Origin of the sequence: Defluviitalea phaphyphila (assembly GCF_001466305.1) — a bacterium.
Classification (GTDB): domain Bacteria; phylum Bacillota; class Clostridia; order Lachnospirales; family Defluviitaleaceae; genus Defluviitalea_A; species Defluviitalea_A phaphyphila.
This window is the reverse complement of sequence record NZ_JWID01000018.1, coordinates 18,121-34,869: the sequence shown is the minus strand read 5'-3', so window position 1 is coordinate 34,869 and position 16,749 is coordinate 18,121. Positions and strand designations below refer to the sequence as shown.

Sequence of the window (16,749 nt, the reverse complement as noted above, 5' to 3'; positions counted from 1 at the left end):
ATAGTTAATACATAAAACAGGGGGAGTTTTTTAATGAATATATTAGTTACTTTAAATTCTAATTATATTAAACCTTTAAAAGTAATGTTAAAATCCCTTTTTATAAATAATCAAGGAGAAAGTTTTACAATATATCTTATGCATTCTAGTCTTACAGATGAAGAAATAGAGGATATAAAAAATTTTATTAATAAAGATAATAATAAATTAGAAGAGATATATTTAGATGATAGTTTATTTAATGATGCACCTACTCTTCTTCATTATACAAAGGAAATGTATTATCGACTTTTAGCATTTAAATTTTTACCTAAAAATTTGGATAAGATATTATATTTAGACCCAGATATTTTAGTAATTAATCCAATAAAAAAACTTTATCATGAGGATATAAGCGAATATTTATACGCTGCAGCATATCATGATAAAATTTCCATTAAAGAAATTAATAAATTAAGACTTACCCCCTATGAAATTGCAGAATATTATAATTCAGGCGTACTTTTAATGAATTTAGAGCTTCAAAGAAAGACTATTGATGAAAATGAGATTTATAAATTTGTAGAAAAAAATCGTTCAAAATTAATTATGCCCGATCAAGATATTTTAAATGCTCTATATTCTAAAAAAATAAAAAGTTTAGATGAAAAATTATATAACTATGATGCAAGATATTATAGATACTATAAGCTAAAAACTGGAGGATTATGGGATATGGATTATGTAATAAAAAATACAGTAATTCTCCATTTTTGTGGAAAGAAAAAACCATGGAATAAAAATTATAGAGGAAAATTCCATGCTTTATATAAACATTATGAAAAAATAACTTATACTAATTAAAGTAATAACTACCATATAATAAATAAATTTTTTATAAAGATTATTTGCTATTTCTGGTATTTTAAATAAATGATACCAGAATTTTTATTTTAAATAAAAATAATTTATTTATAAATAAAAGAAATATTTATAATATAAAGAGCCTTAAATCATAAAACATTACAAAAAACTTTACATTATTGACAATAAAAGTGAAAAAAGTATAATAATAAATGGATATTGCTGAACTTATTTATTTAATTCTTGGAGGTGTTTATGTGATAAAAAGGGCTATTTACATATCTTCATTTATTTGTGCAATAGTTATAGAGCTACTTGTTTTTTTCTATATTTCAAATTCTCAACATAAAACTATGTTTGGTACGACAAATCAATTTATTTTAAATGTAGCTGAATCTAGCACTTCTAAAACAAAAATTATATCTGAATTAAATAAAATTGTTGAACGCAATAATGCTATTTTAGTAAAAGAATCTGTGTTTAAACAAAATAATAACTCCTTTCTGGCAATAATTACAGAAAACAACAAAACCAGAAAGGAGCTTTTCTATGTCAATATTACCAAAAGAATTTTTAAGACCAATGATTAAAGATAGAAATTTAAAAACAGAAAGTAAAAACTAATTTTGGAGATATGGAAATAAATGTACCTAGAGATAGAAATGGTGAATTCGAACCAGTAGTTGTACCAAAGAANGAAAGTAAAAACTAATTTTGGAGATATGGAAATAAATGTACCTAGAGATAGAAATGGTGAATTCGAACCAGTAGTTGTACCAAAGAATTTCAGGTATAGAGGATCAAGTTATATCTTTATATGCTAGGGGAATGTCTACAGGGGATATACATGAGCAATTAAAAGATATATATGGAATAGAAATATCTGCTGAAATGGACTTTAAAACAGTATATACAGCTATTAATGAAGAACAAGCTTATGAAAGATTGCAGCAAATCAAGGAAAATGTAATGAAAAAATAGACTCTTCGATATAGGAATTGGGATTTAGTACTTAACCAACTAATGATTTTCTTCGAAGCTAGAATTAGCCCTCATATATCCTATAAAAATAGCTTAAAAAATTTATATATTTTATAAAATATTAAATAAAGTTTATTTTTACTACAATATAAAGGCATACTCCTTCATTATAACAATTATTGCCAAAGTTATAAGATTTTATGAATATTATCTTACAACTTTGGCAATTATATTAATAAACATATATAATTATTAGCTTTAAGCTTTAGTAATTATTGTCAGATAGGAATCAAATTTAGTCTAAAACACAAAATTATTTACAGACACTATTAATAATCATATCTTTCAAATCTACTAGAACCAGAACTAGAAATCCAATATTCAGCAAGTTTTGTTTTGTTAGAAGAAGTATATACATATCCTTCTATATCTGCATAAGGTAGTACATCTTCTATATCATCATATATATCAGCCATAAAAGATTTAATTTCTGAATCACTAAGATCTTCCCATTCTTTTTCATACTCATCATAATCAATTCTAACTTCATATACTATAGAATCTATATCTCCGTCTATTTCAACAGATAAAGTTATATCGTCAAAATAATCATCATAATACTTATCTAAATCATCTTCTAAATCAGATAAATCAACTATACTATAAAAATCAAAATCAAGGTCTTGGTCAGAATCACTTTCAAATTCCACTAAATTTTCTTTAGAATCCTTATCGTATATGGTTCCTTCTATATCTGCATCTTCAAAAATATCCCAATCCCAAATATCATTACAAATATCTTCTATAAAATCTTCAATATCATCTTCATCTAAATCATACCATTCATCATAATAATCATCTAAGTTAGTTTTTATGGTTATCTCAATATCATCTTCATCTCCATCAAGGTAAATATCAAATTCTATATCTTCATATTCTTCATATTCATCATTAAGTTTATCTTCTAATTCTTCTAAAGCTTCATCAATATCATCATAATCTTCATCATAACTTTCATATTCCTCATATTCTTCTTCAAGGGCTTCAAGCTGACTTTCTAAAGCAGCTTTTTCTTGTTTTAAACGAATAATTTCAATATCTTTTTGAGCTAACTGGGCAGTTAATTGTGAAACTTTAGCAGAATCATCAGAAGAAGAACTGCTATCTGTAATAAGAATTTGTTTGTTTGCAGAATCCCATTGTACAACTTTTCCAACTAATTCTCCTACCATTCTAATAGGAACATATGTAGTACCGTCTACAATAAAAGGTTCTTTATCACTGCTTTTTACTTCTCCGTTATAACTAACTTTAATATCATTAAATACTGCTTTTAAAGTTTTAGTTACAGGAGCAGCATGTATAGCTGTAGTAGTTGATAAAGATAGTAATGCAGTAGTTGTTAATGCTATAAAACGTTTTTTAGGATTTATATTCATTTTGATCCTCCTTAGTATATTTAATTTATTTTAAAATCATTATAAGGAAATATTATATTTTTTTCAAGGAATGGGAAGCTTATTTGATGATTTGTAATGTAAATTTAACTTTGTAATAATTAAGCAATATACTATTAGACATTAAATTAATCCCTTATGTTATAATAAAGATATATAAGTTTAAGTAAAGATTTAAGATGATTGGAGGTACTATATGTTTGATATACAAGAAGAATTAAAGAAGTTGCCTCAAAAGCCAGGAGTATATCTTATGAAGGACCAGTATGATAATATTATATACGTTGGAAAAGCGGTTAATTTAAGAAATAGAGTTCGTCAATATTTCCAAAATTCGAGGAATCATTCCCCTAAAGTTAAGAGAATGGTTCTGCAAATAAAAGAATTTGAATATATAGTCACTGATTCAGAGGTAGAAGCTCTTATATTAGAATGTAATCTTATTAAAAAATATCGCCCTAAATATAATATTCGTTTAAAAGATGATAAAAATTATCCTTATATAAAGATTACAATAAATGAAAGTTATCCAAAAGTATTTATGACTAGAAAATTATTAAAAGATAAGGCTAAATATTTTGGACCTTATACTGATGCAACAGCTTTAAAAGAAACATTAGAACTTATTGTAAAACTTTGGCCAATTAGAACCTGTAATAGGGTTTTGCCAAGGGATATAGGGAAAGAAAGACCTTGCTTGCAATATCATATAGGACAGTGCAAAGCTCCTTGTGCTGGCTTTATTTCAGAAGAAGAATATAAAAAGATGATCGAAGAAATAATATCTTTTCTAGATGGAAAATATGAAAAAGTAATAAAAGAATTAGAAAAACAAATGAAAGAGGCTTCCGAGAATTTAAATTTTGAAAAAGCAGCTAAAATTAAAAACCAAATTGATAGCATAAAGAGAATAGCACAAAAACAAAAAATGATAAACTCTGCTATGGAAGATCAAGATGTTATTGCTTTTGCTAAAACAGATAATGAAGCTTTAGTGCAGGTTTATTTTGTAAGAGGAGGGAAGGTAATAGGAAGAGAGCATTTTTTATTAGACGGAGTGGATGAAAGAAGTCAAAAGGAAATTATGACTTCTTTTGTAAAACAATTTTATGCTGGAACAACTTTTATTCCTAGGGAAGTTATACTACAAGAAGAAATTGATGAAATAAATATAATTCAGTCGTGGCTTAGTAGCCGTAAAGGAAAGAAGGTTTATATAAAAGTTCCAAGAAAAGGTGATAAATCTAAATTGGTTAATATGGCTGCTCAAAATGCTTTATTAACTTTAAATCAGTTTGGAGAAGAAATGAAAAGAAAAGAAAAAAGAACTAAAGGAGCATTAGAAGAAATTCAAAATGCCTTAGGTTTAGATAAAAATATTAATAGAATAGAAGCTTATGACATATCAAATACTCAAGGAATAGAATCAGTTGGGTCTATGGTAGTATTTGAAGAAGGGAAGCCTAAAAGAAGTGATTATAGAAAATTTAAGATAAAATCAGTTATAGGACCTAATGATTATGCTAGTATGGAAGAAGTTATAAGAAGACGTTTTACCCATGCAAAAGAAGAATTAAAAGAACTAGAGAAAAAGGGGTTAAGTTTAGAAGAAGGTAAATTTAGCAAACTTCCAGATCTTATATTAATTGATGGAGGGAAAGGACAAGTTAAAGTTGTTATACAAGTTTTAGATGAACTTAATATATCAATTCCTGTTTGCGGAATGGTAAAAGACGACAAACATAGAACTAGAGGATTACTTTATAAAGGAGAAGAAGTAAGACTTCCTAAAGGGACAGAAGGATTTAAACTTATAACCCGTATACAAGATGAAGCTCATCGTTTTGCTATAGAATATCACAGAAGGCTTAGGAGTAAAAAACAGATACAATCAGTTTTAGATGAAATTCCTGGAGTAGGAGCTGTAAGAAAAAAGGCTTTACTTTTACATTTTAAGAGTGTACAAAGAATAAAAGAAGCTTCTATTGAGGATATAAAAAAGGTTAAAGGCATTCCTAGTAATATTGCAGAAAATATATATAATTTTTTTCATAAATAAAATCTTTTAGTTTTTTATAGAAGAATTATTTTATTGATTTTAACTGAAACTATGATAAAATGAAAAAAAGAGTATTAAGAAAAGAGGGCGAGAATGTATTCAGTAACTATAAATCAAATAATAAAAAAATTTAATATAGAAAATATAACTCCCGATATTGATTGTAATCATATAAAGATAACACAGTCAGATGTTAATAGACCGGCTCTTCAGTTAGCTGGATATTTTGATTATTTTGATGCAGAAAGGGTACAAATTATTGGAAGAGTAGAATATACCTATTTAAAAAGAATAGAGAAAAATAAAAGAAAACAAATTTTAGACAAATTATTTAAATTTCATATTCCGTGTTTAATATTATGTAGAGACTTAGATCCATTTCCTGAAATGCTGACTTATGCCAATAAGTATAAAGTCCCTATTTTAAAAAGTAAAGATACTACTTCTGAATTTATGTCAGAACTAATTAGATGGCTTAAAGTTGAGTTAGCTCCTAGAATGTCAGTTCATGGTGTTTTAGTAGATATATTTGGAGAAGGAGTTCTTATAATGGGAGAGAGTGGAGTTGGTAAAAGTGAGGCTGCCTTAGAACTTATAAAAAGAGGGCATAGACTAGTAGCAGATGATGTAGTGGAAATTAAAAAAGTTTCTAATCAGACTTTAATAGGCTCTTCTCCAGAAGTTATAAGACATTTTATAGAATTAAGAGGAATAGGAGTTGTTGATGTAAAAGAACTTTATGGAGTTGAATCTGTAGAAGATGTGCATACAATTGATTTAGTTATAAAAATGGAATTATGGGATGATACAAAAGAATATGATAGATTAGGTTTAACAGAAGAGTATATAGAAATTTTAGGTAATAAAGTAGTATGTCATTCTATTCCAATTCGTCCAGGAAGAAATTTAGCTATTATTTGTGAAACTGCAGCAGTTAACCACAGGCAAAAGAAGATGGGATATAATGCTGCTGAAGAATTAAATGATCGTATAACCAAAAATTTAAAAAAGAAAAAACAAGAAGAAGAAAATTAAATTTTGGAGGGGAAAGATGTATTATATAGGAGTAGATCTTGGAGGAACAAATATTGCAGCAGGAATTGTTACAGAAAAAGGGGAAATAATAAGAAAAAAGAGTATTCCTACCTTAAGACAAAGACATTATAAAGAAATTTTAAAAGATATGGGGAATTTATGCTTAACTCTTATAGAAGAAGAAAATATTTCAATTAAAGAAATACATTCTATTGGAGTAGGGAGTCCAGGTACTTTTGATCCTGAGGAAGGGGTATTAATTTATGCTAATAATTTAGGATTTAAAAATGTACCTATTCGTAGTGAAATTCAAAAATATATTAACTTACCGGTATATTTAGAAAATGATGCTAATTGTGCTGCTTTAGGAGAAGCCACATCAGGAGCTGCAAAAGAGTATAAAAATTCTATTACAGTTACTTTAGGAACAGGAATAGGTGGAGGAATAGTAATAGATGGAAAGATATTTAGTGGTAGTTTTTATGGCGGAGGCGAAATTGGACATAATGTAATAGTTGTAGATGGAGAACCTTGTACCTGTGGAAGAAAAGGCTGTTGGGAAGTTTATGGTTCTGCTACAGCTCTTATTAGAGAAGCTAAAATTGCTGCTATAAAACATCCAGAATCTCAAATATATTCTTTAGTAAATGGGGATCTTAATAAAATAAATGCTAAAATTCCTTTTGATGCAGCTCAAAATGGAGATGAAATAGCACAAGAAGTAGTAAATAGATATATAAAATATGTTGCAGAAGGAATTACAAGCATGGTAAACATATTACAGCCAGAAGTAGTTGTAATAGGAGGAGGAGTATGTGCCCAAGGAGACTATCTTCTTAATCCTATTAAAAAGTTTGTAAAAGAAAATGCTTATGGATTAAAACCCTCTAAAGTTGAGGTTCGTATAGCAGAATTAGGTAATGATGCGGGAATTATAGGGGCTGCAATGCTTGGTAAAATGGAAAAATAAAGTTATATATTAATCATTAATAGGGAAGGGTCGATAATCGTTAATTGTTAAATAATAATTTATTATAAAACGATTTAAGACTGTTCCCTATAATTATATTCATATAATTTAAAGAAATATCTATATATGTTATAGAGGTGAAAAAATTGGATAATAATAAAATCATTAAAAAAATGTTAGAAAAACTTCCAAAAGAGTCAATTAAAATAGACGAACCTATGAAAAATCATACCTCCTTTAAGATAGGAGGTCCTGCTGATATATTTATTGTTCCTAAAAATATAGAACATATAAAGTATGCTGTTAAGGTATGTAGAGAAAATGAAATACCTTTTTATATTCTGGGAAATGGAAGTAATTTATTAGTACGTGATAAAGGATTTAGAGGAGTTATTATTCAAATTTATAAAAATATGAATAATGTAAAAATAGAAGGAGAAGAAGTATGGGCTGAAGCTGGGATTTTACTTTCTTCGTTATCTAAAAAAATAGTTGAAGCAAAGCTTACAGGTTTTGAATTTGCCAGTGGGATTCCTGGAACCTTTGGAGGAGCTATATATATGAATGCAGGAGCTTATGAAGGAGAAATAAAACAGGTATTAGTATCTGCTGATGTTATAGATGAATATGGGAATCAAATGACATTAAGTAATGAAGAATTAGAATTAGGATATAGAAATAGCATACTTCAAAAAAAAGGATATATTGCATTAAGTGGAAGACTAAAACTTAAAAAAGGAGATGTTAATAAAATAAAAGAAAAAATAAAATATTTAACAGATAAAAGAGTAAGTAAACAGCCTTTAGATATGCCTAGTGCAGGAAGTACTTTTAAAAGGCCTAAAGGATATTATGCAGGTAAATTAATAATGGATTCTGGTCTTAGAGGATATTCTATTGGAGGAGCCAAAGTTTCAGAAAAACACTGTGGATTTGTAGTAAATACAGGAAATGCTACGGCAAAAGATGTTATTAATTTAATAAAGCATATTCAAAATACAGTAAAAGAAAAATTTGGAGTTTTTATGGAACCAGAAATAAGAATAATAGGTGAAGAATAAATTTTATATTATTTATATTTTATATTAATATATGGTACAATATAAGAAAAACATTATAAAGGTGAGGAAGATGAGATTTGTTATCGTAACAGGAATGTCTGGAGCTGGGAAAAGTACTGCGATCAAAATGTTAGAGGATATAGGATTTTTTTGTGTAGATAATTTACCACCTTCATTAATTTCTAAATTTGCAGAAATTTGTTCAATGCATGGGAATGAATTTGATAAGGTAGCTTTAGGGATTGATACTAGAGGAGGAATACTTTTCTCTGAATTATTTGAAGGATTAGAATCCCTAAAAAACAAAGGATATAAATATGAAATTCTTTTTTTAGATGCTTCAGATGATATTTTAGTAAAACGTTTTAAAGAAACAAGAAGAAGGCATCCATTAATAAAAAATGAAAGAATTAATGTAGGGATAGAAAAAGAAAGAAAAATATTAAAAGATGTAAAAGAAAAAGCAGATTATATTATTGATACGAGTAATATATTAACAAGACAATTAAAAGAAGAATTATTTCATATTTTTATTAAAGGGAAAAAATTTGAAAGTTTAATAATTACAGTATTATCTTTTGGATTTAAGTATGGAATACCCACTGATTCAGATTTGGTTTTTGATGTTAGATTTATACCTAATCCTTATTATATCCCCGAAATGCGTCAAAAAACGGGAAATGATATAGAAGTGCAAGAATATGTAATGAGCTGGGATGAAAGTAAGGAATTCTTAAAAAAGATGGTAGACTTAGTAGAATTTTTAATACCTAATTACATTAAAGAAGGCAAAAATCAGCTAGTAATTAGTATAGGATGTACAGGAGGTAAACATAGATCAGTTACCTTAGCTAATGAATTACATCATATTCTTAAAAATAAAGGGCATAGAACAGTTTTAGACCATAGAGATATAGATAAAGATAATAAATTAGGAAAATGAGGAATGAGTATGAATTTATTGGATAGAGGGCCTAAAATAGTAGCCATAGGAGGAGGAACAGGGCTTTCTACTATGCTCAGTGGCTTAAAAAAATTCACATCTAATATAACAGCTGTAGTAACAGTATCTGATAATGGAGGGGGGTCTGGTATTTTAAGACAAGAAATGAATATACTTCCGCCGGGAGATATTAGAAATTGTATTTTGGCATTAGCTAATACAGAGCCTGTTATGGAAAGATTGCTTCAATATAGATTTAAAGAAGGAAGCTTAAAAGGACAAAGTTTTGGAAATTTATTTTTGGCAGCTATGACAGGAATTTCTAAAAATTTTGAAGAAGCAGTTCAAAAAATGAGTGAAGTTTTAGCTGTAACAGGAAAAGTTTTACCAGTTACTAAGCAAGATGTACAACTTTGTGCTAAATTAGGAAATGGAGAAATTATTTGTGGAGAGACAGAAATTGTAGAAAGAAGTAAAAAAGTAAAAACTTCTATTAAGGAAATATATTTATATCCTAAGAAACCTGAGCCACTTTTTGAGGTATTAGATGCAATAGAAAATGCAGATGCTATTATATTGGGGCCAGGTAGTTTATATACTAGTATAATACCAAATCTTTTAGTTAAAAAAGTTCCAGAAGCAATTCAAAATTCAAAAGCTATAAAAATATACATAGGGAATGTAATGACACAGCCAGGAGAAACCGATGGCTTTGATTTATTAAATCATATTGAAGAATTAGAGAAATATGGTGGGGAAAATATTATAGATTATGTTATTATAAATACAGAAACTATTCCAAAAGAATTACTAGATATATATAAAGAAGAAGGGGCAGAAGCAGTTAAATATGATATAAAAGCTATAAAAAATAAAGGATTTTCTATTGTATTAGCTCCAGTTCTTAAAATATATTCTGATAAAAAATTAGTAAGACATAATTCATATAAACTAGCAAAAGTTGTTATGGAAATAATAATAAAACATAAAGAGTTTTCTTGTGGAGGTGAATAAGTTGTCATTTTCTTCACAAGTTAAGAATGAATTAGCTAGGCACCTAGATAATACGAGACATTGTAAGATAGCAGAGATTGCCGCTTTAATTAATATGTGTGGAGAAGTTCTTATAAATAAAGAAAATAAAATATCAATAAAATTTCAAACAGAAAATGCAGCAGTTGCAAGAAAATACTTTACATTAATTAAGAAAACTTTTAATATAAATACAGAAGTATTGATAAGAAAGAATACTAAATTTAAAAAAAATAAAATATATGTTCTTTTTATTAATAAAACCAAAGATGCAAAAAAAGTTCTACAGGCAACAGGTCTTATTTTAGAAAAAAATGGACAAATTATAAAAAGGCAAGGGATATATCCTTTAATTGTACAAAGCACTTGTTGTAAAAGGGCATATATAAGAGGAGCTTTTTTAGGAGCAGGGTCTTTAAGTGACCCTGAAAAAACATATCACTTAGAATTTGTAAATCAAAATATTAATCATAGTGAAGATTTAAAACAACTAATCAATTTATTTGAAATGGATGCAAAGATTGTAAAAAGAAAGAAATATTATGTAGTTTATTTAAAAGAAGGGTCTCAAATAGTAGATCTTCTTAATATTATGGGAGCTCATATAGCATTAATGGATTTAGAAAATGTTCGTATTATAAAAGAAATGCGAAATAATGTAAACCGTATAGTTAACTGTGAGACAGCCAATTTAAAAAAGACTGTTTCTGCAGCAATAAAACAAATAGAAGATATTAAAGTTATTGATAAATATATGGGGCTTAGTAGTCTTCCAAAAGCTTTAGAAGATGTAGCTAGATTTAGGGTACAATATGCTGAAGCTAGTTTAAAAGAATTAGGAGCTATGTTAGACCCCCCCGTTGGAAAATCGGGAGTCAACCATAGACTTAGAAAAATAAGTAGGATTGCAGATCAATTAAGAGAGCAAAAAGGAGGATCAATATGATTGAAAAAACAGTTAAAGTAAATATGGAAACAGGATTAGAGGCAAGGCCAGCAGCTTTATTTGTACAGATAGCTAGTCAGTATAAAAGTAATATTCATGTATTAATGGAAGATAAGCAAGTGAATGCAAAGAGCATAATGGGAATGATGTCTTTAGGAGCATTAAAAGGACAAGAATTAACAATCAGGGCAGAAGGTGAAGATGAAAAAGAAGCGATTGATGTGTTAGAAAAGTTTTTAACTTCTCCTGAGGAATAATAAAAAGATGCCAGTTTTATGGCATCTTTTTATTATTCCTTATTTATTTGCAATTCTTTAAATTTATCAATTAATTTTTCTGCAAAAATCCTTTGGATATTAGAACTTATAATTAAATTAACAATAGTAATAAATAGTAAATAGTATTCATTATCGTTTTTAAAATCATTTTTATCATAAAGAGAATCTATTTTATTAGAGAAGTTTTCAACAAAATTTTTAATTTCCTCCTTTTGAATATTAAGAAATTGTTCATATATAGAATAAAGAGAAGAAAAATTCTTAGATTCATTTAACATATTTTCTTCAATAACAGGAGATAATAAAGTATGAATATCATCAAGGGATAAAATTTGTTTTAAATGATAAATTAATATAAGTAAAATCATATGTTTATTAGAATATTTCTTTTTTATAGGAGGAAAAAGGATACCAGCTTTAGTATAGTTATTAATCATTGTTTTTGTAAGAATTTTATCTTTCTTATTTACTTTCCATGATTCTAGTTGATCATCAAAAAAAGTAGTTACTTGATCCATATATAAATCAATTTTTGGAATATCTAATAATTCTATAACATTCAAATTATTAAATTCTTCAATAAGTTCTTTTATTATATCTTTATTAAAATTCATTGGCATCTCTCCTATTTTATTAATTTTAATACTATTATATCATATGTCATTGTAGCAAAGAATATTTATTAATATAAAAATATATAATATAAATATATTCATATAATAATAAAAACATTCATATATCAAAATAATAAAAATATATATTGAATTTTTAAAAAATATATAATATAATTATTACAAATATAATAAGTAGTATTAAATACTATGTTAGGAGTGATTGTATGTTAAAAAAAATAAAAGAACCTGTAAATGTGTTAACTCATCTAATAGGAGACATTCTTTCTATAATAGGATTAGGATTTTTGTTATATTATTCCATGTCAAAAGGAACAACATGGCATATAGTATCCTTTAGTATATTTGGGATTAGCTTAATTTTGCTATATACAGCAAGTACTCTTTATCATGCTCTTAATCTATCAAAAAGAAAAACAGAAATATTACAAAAAATAGATCATATGATGATATATGTATTAATTGCAGGAACATATACGCCAGTATGTTTAGTTGCCTTGAGAGGAATTTTGGGCTGGAGTTTATTTATATTTATATGGATTATTGCCTTGATAGGAATATTTTTAAAAATATTTTGGTTTAACGCTCCAAGATGGTTATCTACATTATCTTATATAATAATGGGGTGGATTGTGATAGTAGCTTTTGTACCTTTAGTTAAAGCAGTTAATTATAGAGGGTTAGTTTATTTAATATTAGGTGGAATTTTTTATACCATAGGTGGAATAATATATGGAACTAAAAGACCTAAAATAAACTTAAAGTTTTTTGGATTTCATGAGATATTTCATATATTCGTATTAGGAGGAAGTATATGTCATTTTTGTTTTATGTTAAATCTATTATAAAAAGTGCCTTTTTAAAAGGCTTTTTTTATTGATTTTTTATATTTACTTTATTCCATATAAGTAAGGTAAACACATATCAATTATGTTATAATAAAAACAATGATATGTAGTTTATGAAAGGGTGTATAGTATGGATACAACCGCCTTAAATAAAATTCCCTTTACTCATCTTCATGTTCATACGGAATATAGTCTTTTAGATGGTTCATGTAAAATTAAAGAATTAATTGCGAGAACTAAAGAATTAGGGATGGATAGTATAGCAATAACTGACCATGGTTCAATGTATGGGGTTATTGATTTTTATAAAGAAGCTAAAAAACAAGGGATAAAACCAATTATAGGGTGTGAAGTATATGTAGCACCTAGAAGTCGTTTTGATAAGGAAAAAGAAGATGCAAATTATTTTCATCTTGTACTTTTAGCAGAAAATATGGAAGGATATAAAAATTTAGTTAAATTAGTTTCTTATGGCTTTATAGAAGGATTCTATCATAAACCTAGAATAGATTTAGAACTTTTAGAAAGATATTCTAAGGGACTAATTGGACTTAGTGCTTGTTTAGCAGGGCCAGTAGCTAAAACAATTATGGAAGTTTCTTATGAAAAAGCTGTGGAAGTTGCTCTTAAATATGAAAAAATATTAGGAAAAAATAATTTTTATCTTGAACTTCAAGATCATGGTATAAGAGAACAAGGGGAAGTAAATCAGTATTTAATTAGAATGAGTCAAGAAATAGGAATACCTTTAGTTGTTACTAATGATATTCATTATACTTATAAAGAAGACGCAAAAGCTCATGAAATACTACTTTGTATTCAAACAGGGAAAACTATAAATGATGAAGATAGAATGATTTATCCAGGAGGAGAGTTTTATTTAAAATCTCCAGAAGAAATGTTAGATAGATTTCCTTATGCTAAAGAAGCTTTAGAAAATACATATAAAATAGCTAAAAGATGCAATGTAGAATTTACATTTCATGATTTAAAACTTCCCAAATATGATGTCCCAGAAGGCTATACTTCTAGTGAATATTTAAGAAAGTTATGCTTTGAAGGATTAAAATTAAGGTATCCTAATTATAAAGATGAACTTAAAGAAAGACTTGAATATGAATTATCAATTATTGAACAAATGGGATATGTAGATTATTTTCTTATAGTATGGGACTTTATAAAATATGCTAAGGACAATGGAATAATGGTAGGGCCAGGAAGAGGGTCTGCAGCAGGAAGTATGGTAGCTTATTGTCTTCAAATTACAAATATTGATCCGATTAAATATCAATTACTTTTTGAGAGATTTTTAAATCCAGAAAGAGTTAGTATGCCAGATATAGATATTGATTTTTGTTATGAAAGAAGGCAAGAAGTAATAGACTATGTTATACGAAAATATGGAGAAGATAGAGTAGCACAAATTATCACTTTTGGAACTATGTCCGCACGAGCAGTTATAAGAGATGTGGGGAGAGCTCTTAACATGCCTTATGCAGAAGTGGATAAAGTAGCAAAAATGATACCTTCAGAATTAGGAATTACCATTGATAGGGCGTTAGAAATCAATCATGAACTTAGAAATTTATATGAAAATGATGAAAAGGTTAATTATCTTATAGATATGTCAAAAAGATTAGAAGGGTTGCCAAGACATTCTTCCACTCATGCCGCAGGAGTAGTAATATCAAAAGAACCTGTAGTAGAATATGTTCCTTTAAGTGCTAGTGACGGCAATATAAACACTCAATTTACAATGACTACTTTAGAAGAATTAGGTCTTTTGAAGATGGATTTTTTAGGGCTTAGAACTTTAACTGTTATTCGTAATGCTATAGAACAAGTAGAAGCTAATTATGGTATAAAAATAGATATAGATAATATAGATTTTAATGATCCAAAAGTATATGATTTAATTTCTTCTGCTAATACGGAAGGAGTATTTCAATTAGAAAGTACTGGAATGAAGAATTTTATAAAAGAACTTCAACCTAGAAATATAGAAGATATTATAGCGGGAATTTCTCTTTATCGTCCAGGTCCTATGGATTTTATTCCTAAATATATAAAAGGAAAAAGAAATCCTAATGAGATAGAATATACTTTTCCTGCCCTAGAGCCTATTTTAAGTACAACTTATGGATGTATAGTATATCAAGAACAAGTTATGCAAATAGTAAGAGAGTTAGCGGGATATAGTTTAGGTAGAAGTGATTTAGTTAGAAGAGCTATGTCTAAGAAAAAGGCAGATGTAATGGCAGAAGAAAGGAAAAATTTTATATATGGAAATGGTAAAGAAATTCCTGGCTGTGTAAATAGAGGGGTCCCAGTTAAAATTGCTGAAAAAATATTCGATGAAATGACGGATTTTGCAAAATATGCATTTAATAAGTCCCATGCAGCCGCATATGCAGTGGTTGCATATCAAACAGCATGGCTTAAAACCCATTATCCAGTGGAATTTATGGCTGCTCTTATGACTTCTGTAATGGATAACACAGATAAGATAAAAGAATATATTCATGCATGTAAAAAAATGGGGATAGACATAATTTCTCCAGATATAAATGAAAGTTTTGCTTCTTTTTCTGTCTCTAATGGTAAAATACGATATGGTCTTGCTGCTATAAAAAATGTAGGGAAAACTATGATTTCAGCTATAGTAAAAGAAAGAAATGAAAATGGTAAATTTATTAGTTTAACAGATTTTTTTGAAAGAATGGATAGTTCTTATTTAAATAAAAGAAGTATTGAAAGTTTAATTAAAGCAGGAGCATTTGATTCTTTAGGAGGGAAAAGAAAGCAATATCTTTCAGTTTATAAACAGATTTCAGATAATATAATTAGTAAAAGGAAGAAAATAGTAGAAGGTCAGATTGATTTATTTGATTTTGGAGATAAAAGTATAAATAAAAAAGATACACTTCCTGATATAGAGGAATATCCTAATAACATACTTTTATCAATGGAAAAAGAAGTTCTTGGAATGTATTTGAGTGGACATCCTTTAGAGGAGTATAAAGAGGATTTAGATAAAAATACTAGTGCTAAAAGTTTAGATTTTATAAAAACAGATTCAGAAGATATTCAGAAGATAGTTGATGGGCAGATAGTAATTATAGGTGGAATGATAGTCCACAAAAGTATAAAATCTACTAGAAATAATCAAATAATGGCATTTATCACATTAGAAGATTTATATGGAAGTGTTGAAGTAATAGTATTTCCTAAGATTTATGAAAAATATATTAATCTAATAAAAGAAGATGAAGTTGTATACATAAAAGGAAGAGTTTCTTTAAGAGAAGATGAGGATGGAAAATTAATATGTGAAGATATTATTCCATTTGAAAATATGAAATATATTAAAAATAAACAAAATACAAAACTTTATTTAAAAATTCCTAGTTCAAAGGGAGGAATAGAAGTAGTAGAAAAAATAAAACCTATTTTAGAAATTTATAAAGGAGATATTCCGGTAATTATTCATGTTGAAGCTTTGAAAAAAACTATGAAAGCGACAAAAAATTTATGGATTTATCCAGAAAAAGAGTTAATTTCTAATTTAAAAAATATGTTAGGAGATAAAAATGTTGTAATTAAAAATAAATAGAAATATATATTTTTAGTTGCAATACAAAAATAATTTTATTACAATTAATAA

At 27.3% G+C, this 16,749-nt stretch carries 15 protein-coding genes and 1 pseudogene; 14 read left to right on the top strand and 2 right to left on the bottom strand.

Features of this window, described 5'->3' with window-relative positions:
• Positions 1–33 precede the first annotated feature (33 nt).
• The 4 genes and pseudogenes from OM90_RS09925 to OM90_RS13540 all read left to right on the top strand — a co-directional run.
• Entirely contained in the window at positions 34–843 is an 810-nt protein-coding gene (locus OM90_RS09925; RefSeq protein ID WP_058486732.1) for a glycosyltransferase family 8 protein, read from the top strand.
• Positions 844–1,055: 212 nt separating this feature from the next.
• Positions 1,056–1,433, top strand: coding sequence for a hypothetical protein (locus OM90_RS09920; RefSeq protein ID WP_160323659.1), 378 nt, complete (start codon positions 1,056–1,058; stop codon positions 1,431–1,433).
• 44 nt (positions 1,434–1,477) lie between these two features.
• Complete coding sequence (locus OM90_RS13545) at positions 1,478–1,555, top strand: hypothetical protein (RefSeq protein ID WP_144428576.1); 78 nt, start codon at positions 1,478–1,480, stop codon at positions 1,553–1,555.
• Between the two features lie 25 nt (positions 1,556–1,580).
• Positions 1,581–1,941: pseudogene (locus tag OM90_RS13540) on the top strand (transposase); the annotation flags it as partial.
• Positions 1,942–2,153: 212 nt separating this feature from the next.
• Here OM90_RS13540 and OM90_RS09910 read toward each other — a convergent pair.
• Positions 2,154–3,263, bottom strand: a complete 1,110-nt coding sequence (locus tag OM90_RS09910; RefSeq protein WP_058486729.1) for a copper amine oxidase N-terminal domain-containing protein — start codon at positions 3,261–3,263, stop codon at positions 2,154–2,156.
• A gap of 214 nt (positions 3,264–3,477) precedes the next feature.
• On the opposite strand from OM90_RS09910, the gene uvrC reads away from it, so the two are divergent.
• The 8 genes from uvrC to OM90_RS09870 all read left to right on the top strand — a co-directional run bounded on the left by uvrC (position 3,478) and on the right by OM90_RS09870 (position 11,584).
• Complete coding sequence (gene uvrC, locus OM90_RS09905) at positions 3,478–5,340, top strand: excinuclease ABC subunit UvrC (RefSeq protein ID WP_058486728.1); 1,863 nt, start codon at positions 3,478–3,480, stop codon at positions 5,338–5,340.
• A gap of 93 nt (positions 5,341–5,433) precedes the next feature.
• Positions 5,434–6,375, top strand: a complete 942-nt coding sequence (gene hprK, locus OM90_RS09900) for an HPr(Ser) kinase/phosphatase (protein ID WP_058486727.1) — start codon at positions 5,434–5,436, stop codon at positions 6,373–6,375.
• A 16-nt stretch (positions 6,376–6,391) separates the two neighbouring features.
• The gene (locus tag OM90_RS09895) at positions 6,392–7,345 is read left to right on the top strand and encodes an ROK family protein (RefSeq protein ID WP_058486726.1); all 954 of its coding nucleotides are present in this window, start codon (positions 6,392–6,394) and stop codon (positions 7,343–7,345) included.
• Between the two features lie 137 nt (positions 7,346–7,482).
• Positions 7,483–8,406, top strand: a complete 924-nt coding sequence (gene murB / locus OM90_RS09890; protein ID WP_408605916.1) for a UDP-N-acetylmuramate dehydrogenase — start codon at positions 7,483–7,485, stop codon at positions 8,404–8,406.
• A gap of 70 nt (positions 8,407–8,476) precedes the next feature.
• The gene (gene rapZ, locus OM90_RS09885; protein ID WP_058486725.1) at positions 8,477–9,349 is read left to right on the top strand and encodes an RNase adapter RapZ; all 873 of its coding nucleotides are present in this window, start codon (positions 8,477–8,479) and stop codon (positions 9,347–9,349) included.
• Positions 9,350–9,358: 9 nt separating this feature from the next.
• Positions 9,359–10,363 carry a gluconeogenesis factor YvcK family protein gene (locus OM90_RS09880; protein ID WP_058486724.1) on the top strand — a complete coding sequence of 335 codons (1,005 nt, stop codon included), beginning with the start codon at positions 9,359–9,361 and terminating at the stop codon, positions 10,361–10,363.
• A 1-nt stretch (position 10,364) separates the two neighbouring features.
• Complete coding sequence (whiA, locus tag OM90_RS09875; protein ID WP_058486723.1) at positions 10,365–11,327, top strand: DNA-binding protein WhiA; 963 nt, start codon at positions 10,365–10,367, stop codon at positions 11,325–11,327.
• Complete coding sequence (locus OM90_RS09870; RefSeq protein WP_058486722.1) at positions 11,324–11,584, top strand: HPr family phosphocarrier protein; 261 nt, start codon at positions 11,324–11,326, stop codon at positions 11,582–11,584. Before whiA ends, OM90_RS09870 begins: the two co-directional genes overlap by 4 nt.
• 32 nt (positions 11,585–11,616) lie before the next feature.
• Here the strand turns inward: OM90_RS09870 and OM90_RS09865 are convergent, their stop codons facing one another.
• Entirely contained in the window at positions 11,617–12,219 is a 603-nt protein-coding gene (locus OM90_RS09865; RefSeq protein WP_058486721.1) for a DUF1836 domain-containing protein, read from the bottom strand.
• A 224-nt stretch (positions 12,220–12,443) separates the two neighbouring features.
• Here OM90_RS09865 and trhA point away from each other — a divergent pair, with 224 nt between their 5' ends.
• Both trhA and OM90_RS09855 read left to right on the top strand, forming a co-directional pair.
• Complete coding sequence (trhA, locus tag OM90_RS09860) at positions 12,444–13,085, top strand: PAQR family membrane homeostasis protein TrhA (protein ID WP_058486720.1); 642 nt, start codon at positions 12,444–12,446, stop codon at positions 13,083–13,085.
• Between the two features lie 154 nt (positions 13,086–13,239).
• Positions 13,240–16,698, top strand: coding sequence for a DNA polymerase III subunit alpha (locus tag OM90_RS09855; RefSeq protein WP_202813796.1), 3,459 nt, complete (start codon positions 13,240–13,242; stop codon positions 16,696–16,698).
• The last annotated feature ends 51 nt before the right edge of the window (positions 16,699–16,749 follow it).

What these genes read in the sequence shown, in the direction of transcription:
- OM90_RS09925 (WP_058486732.1), top strand. Translation starts at nt 34, where the DNA reads ATGAATATATTAGTTACTTTAAATTCTAATTATATTAAACCTTTAAAA.
- OM90_RS09920 (WP_160323659.1), top strand. Translation starts at nt 1,056, where the DNA reads ATGGATATTGCTGAACTTATTTATTTAATTCTTGGAGGTGTTTATGTG.
- OM90_RS09910 (WP_058486729.1), bottom strand. Translation starts at nt 3,263, where the DNA reads ATGAATATAAATCCTAAAAAACGTTTTATAGCATTAACAACTACTGCA.
- uvrC (WP_058486728.1), top strand. Translation starts at nt 3,478, where the DNA reads ATGTTTGATATACAAGAAGAATTAAAGAAGTTGCCTCAAAAGCCAGGA.
- hprK (WP_058486727.1), top strand. Translation starts at nt 5,434, where the DNA reads ATGTATTCAGTAACTATAAATCAAATAATAAAAAAATTTAATATAGAA.
- OM90_RS09895 (WP_058486726.1), top strand. Translation starts at nt 6,392, where the DNA reads ATGTATTATATAGGAGTAGATCTTGGAGGAACAAATATTGCAGCAGGA.
- rapZ (WP_058486725.1), top strand. Translation starts at nt 8,477, where the DNA reads ATGAGATTTGTTATCGTAACAGGAATGTCTGGAGCTGGGAAAAGTACT.
- OM90_RS09880 (WP_058486724.1), top strand. Translation starts at nt 9,359, where the DNA reads ATGAATTTATTGGATAGAGGGCCTAAAATAGTAGCCATAGGAGGAGGA.
- OM90_RS09870 (WP_058486722.1), top strand. Translation starts at nt 11,324, where the DNA reads ATGATTGAAAAAACAGTTAAAGTAAATATGGAAACAGGATTAGAGGCA.
- OM90_RS09865 (WP_058486721.1), bottom strand. Translation starts at nt 12,219, where the DNA reads ATGAATTTTAATAAAGATATAATAAAAGAACTTATTGAAGAATTTAAT.
- trhA (WP_058486720.1), top strand. Translation starts at nt 12,444, where the DNA reads ATGTTAAAAAAAATAAAAGAACCTGTAAATGTGTTAACTCATCTAATA.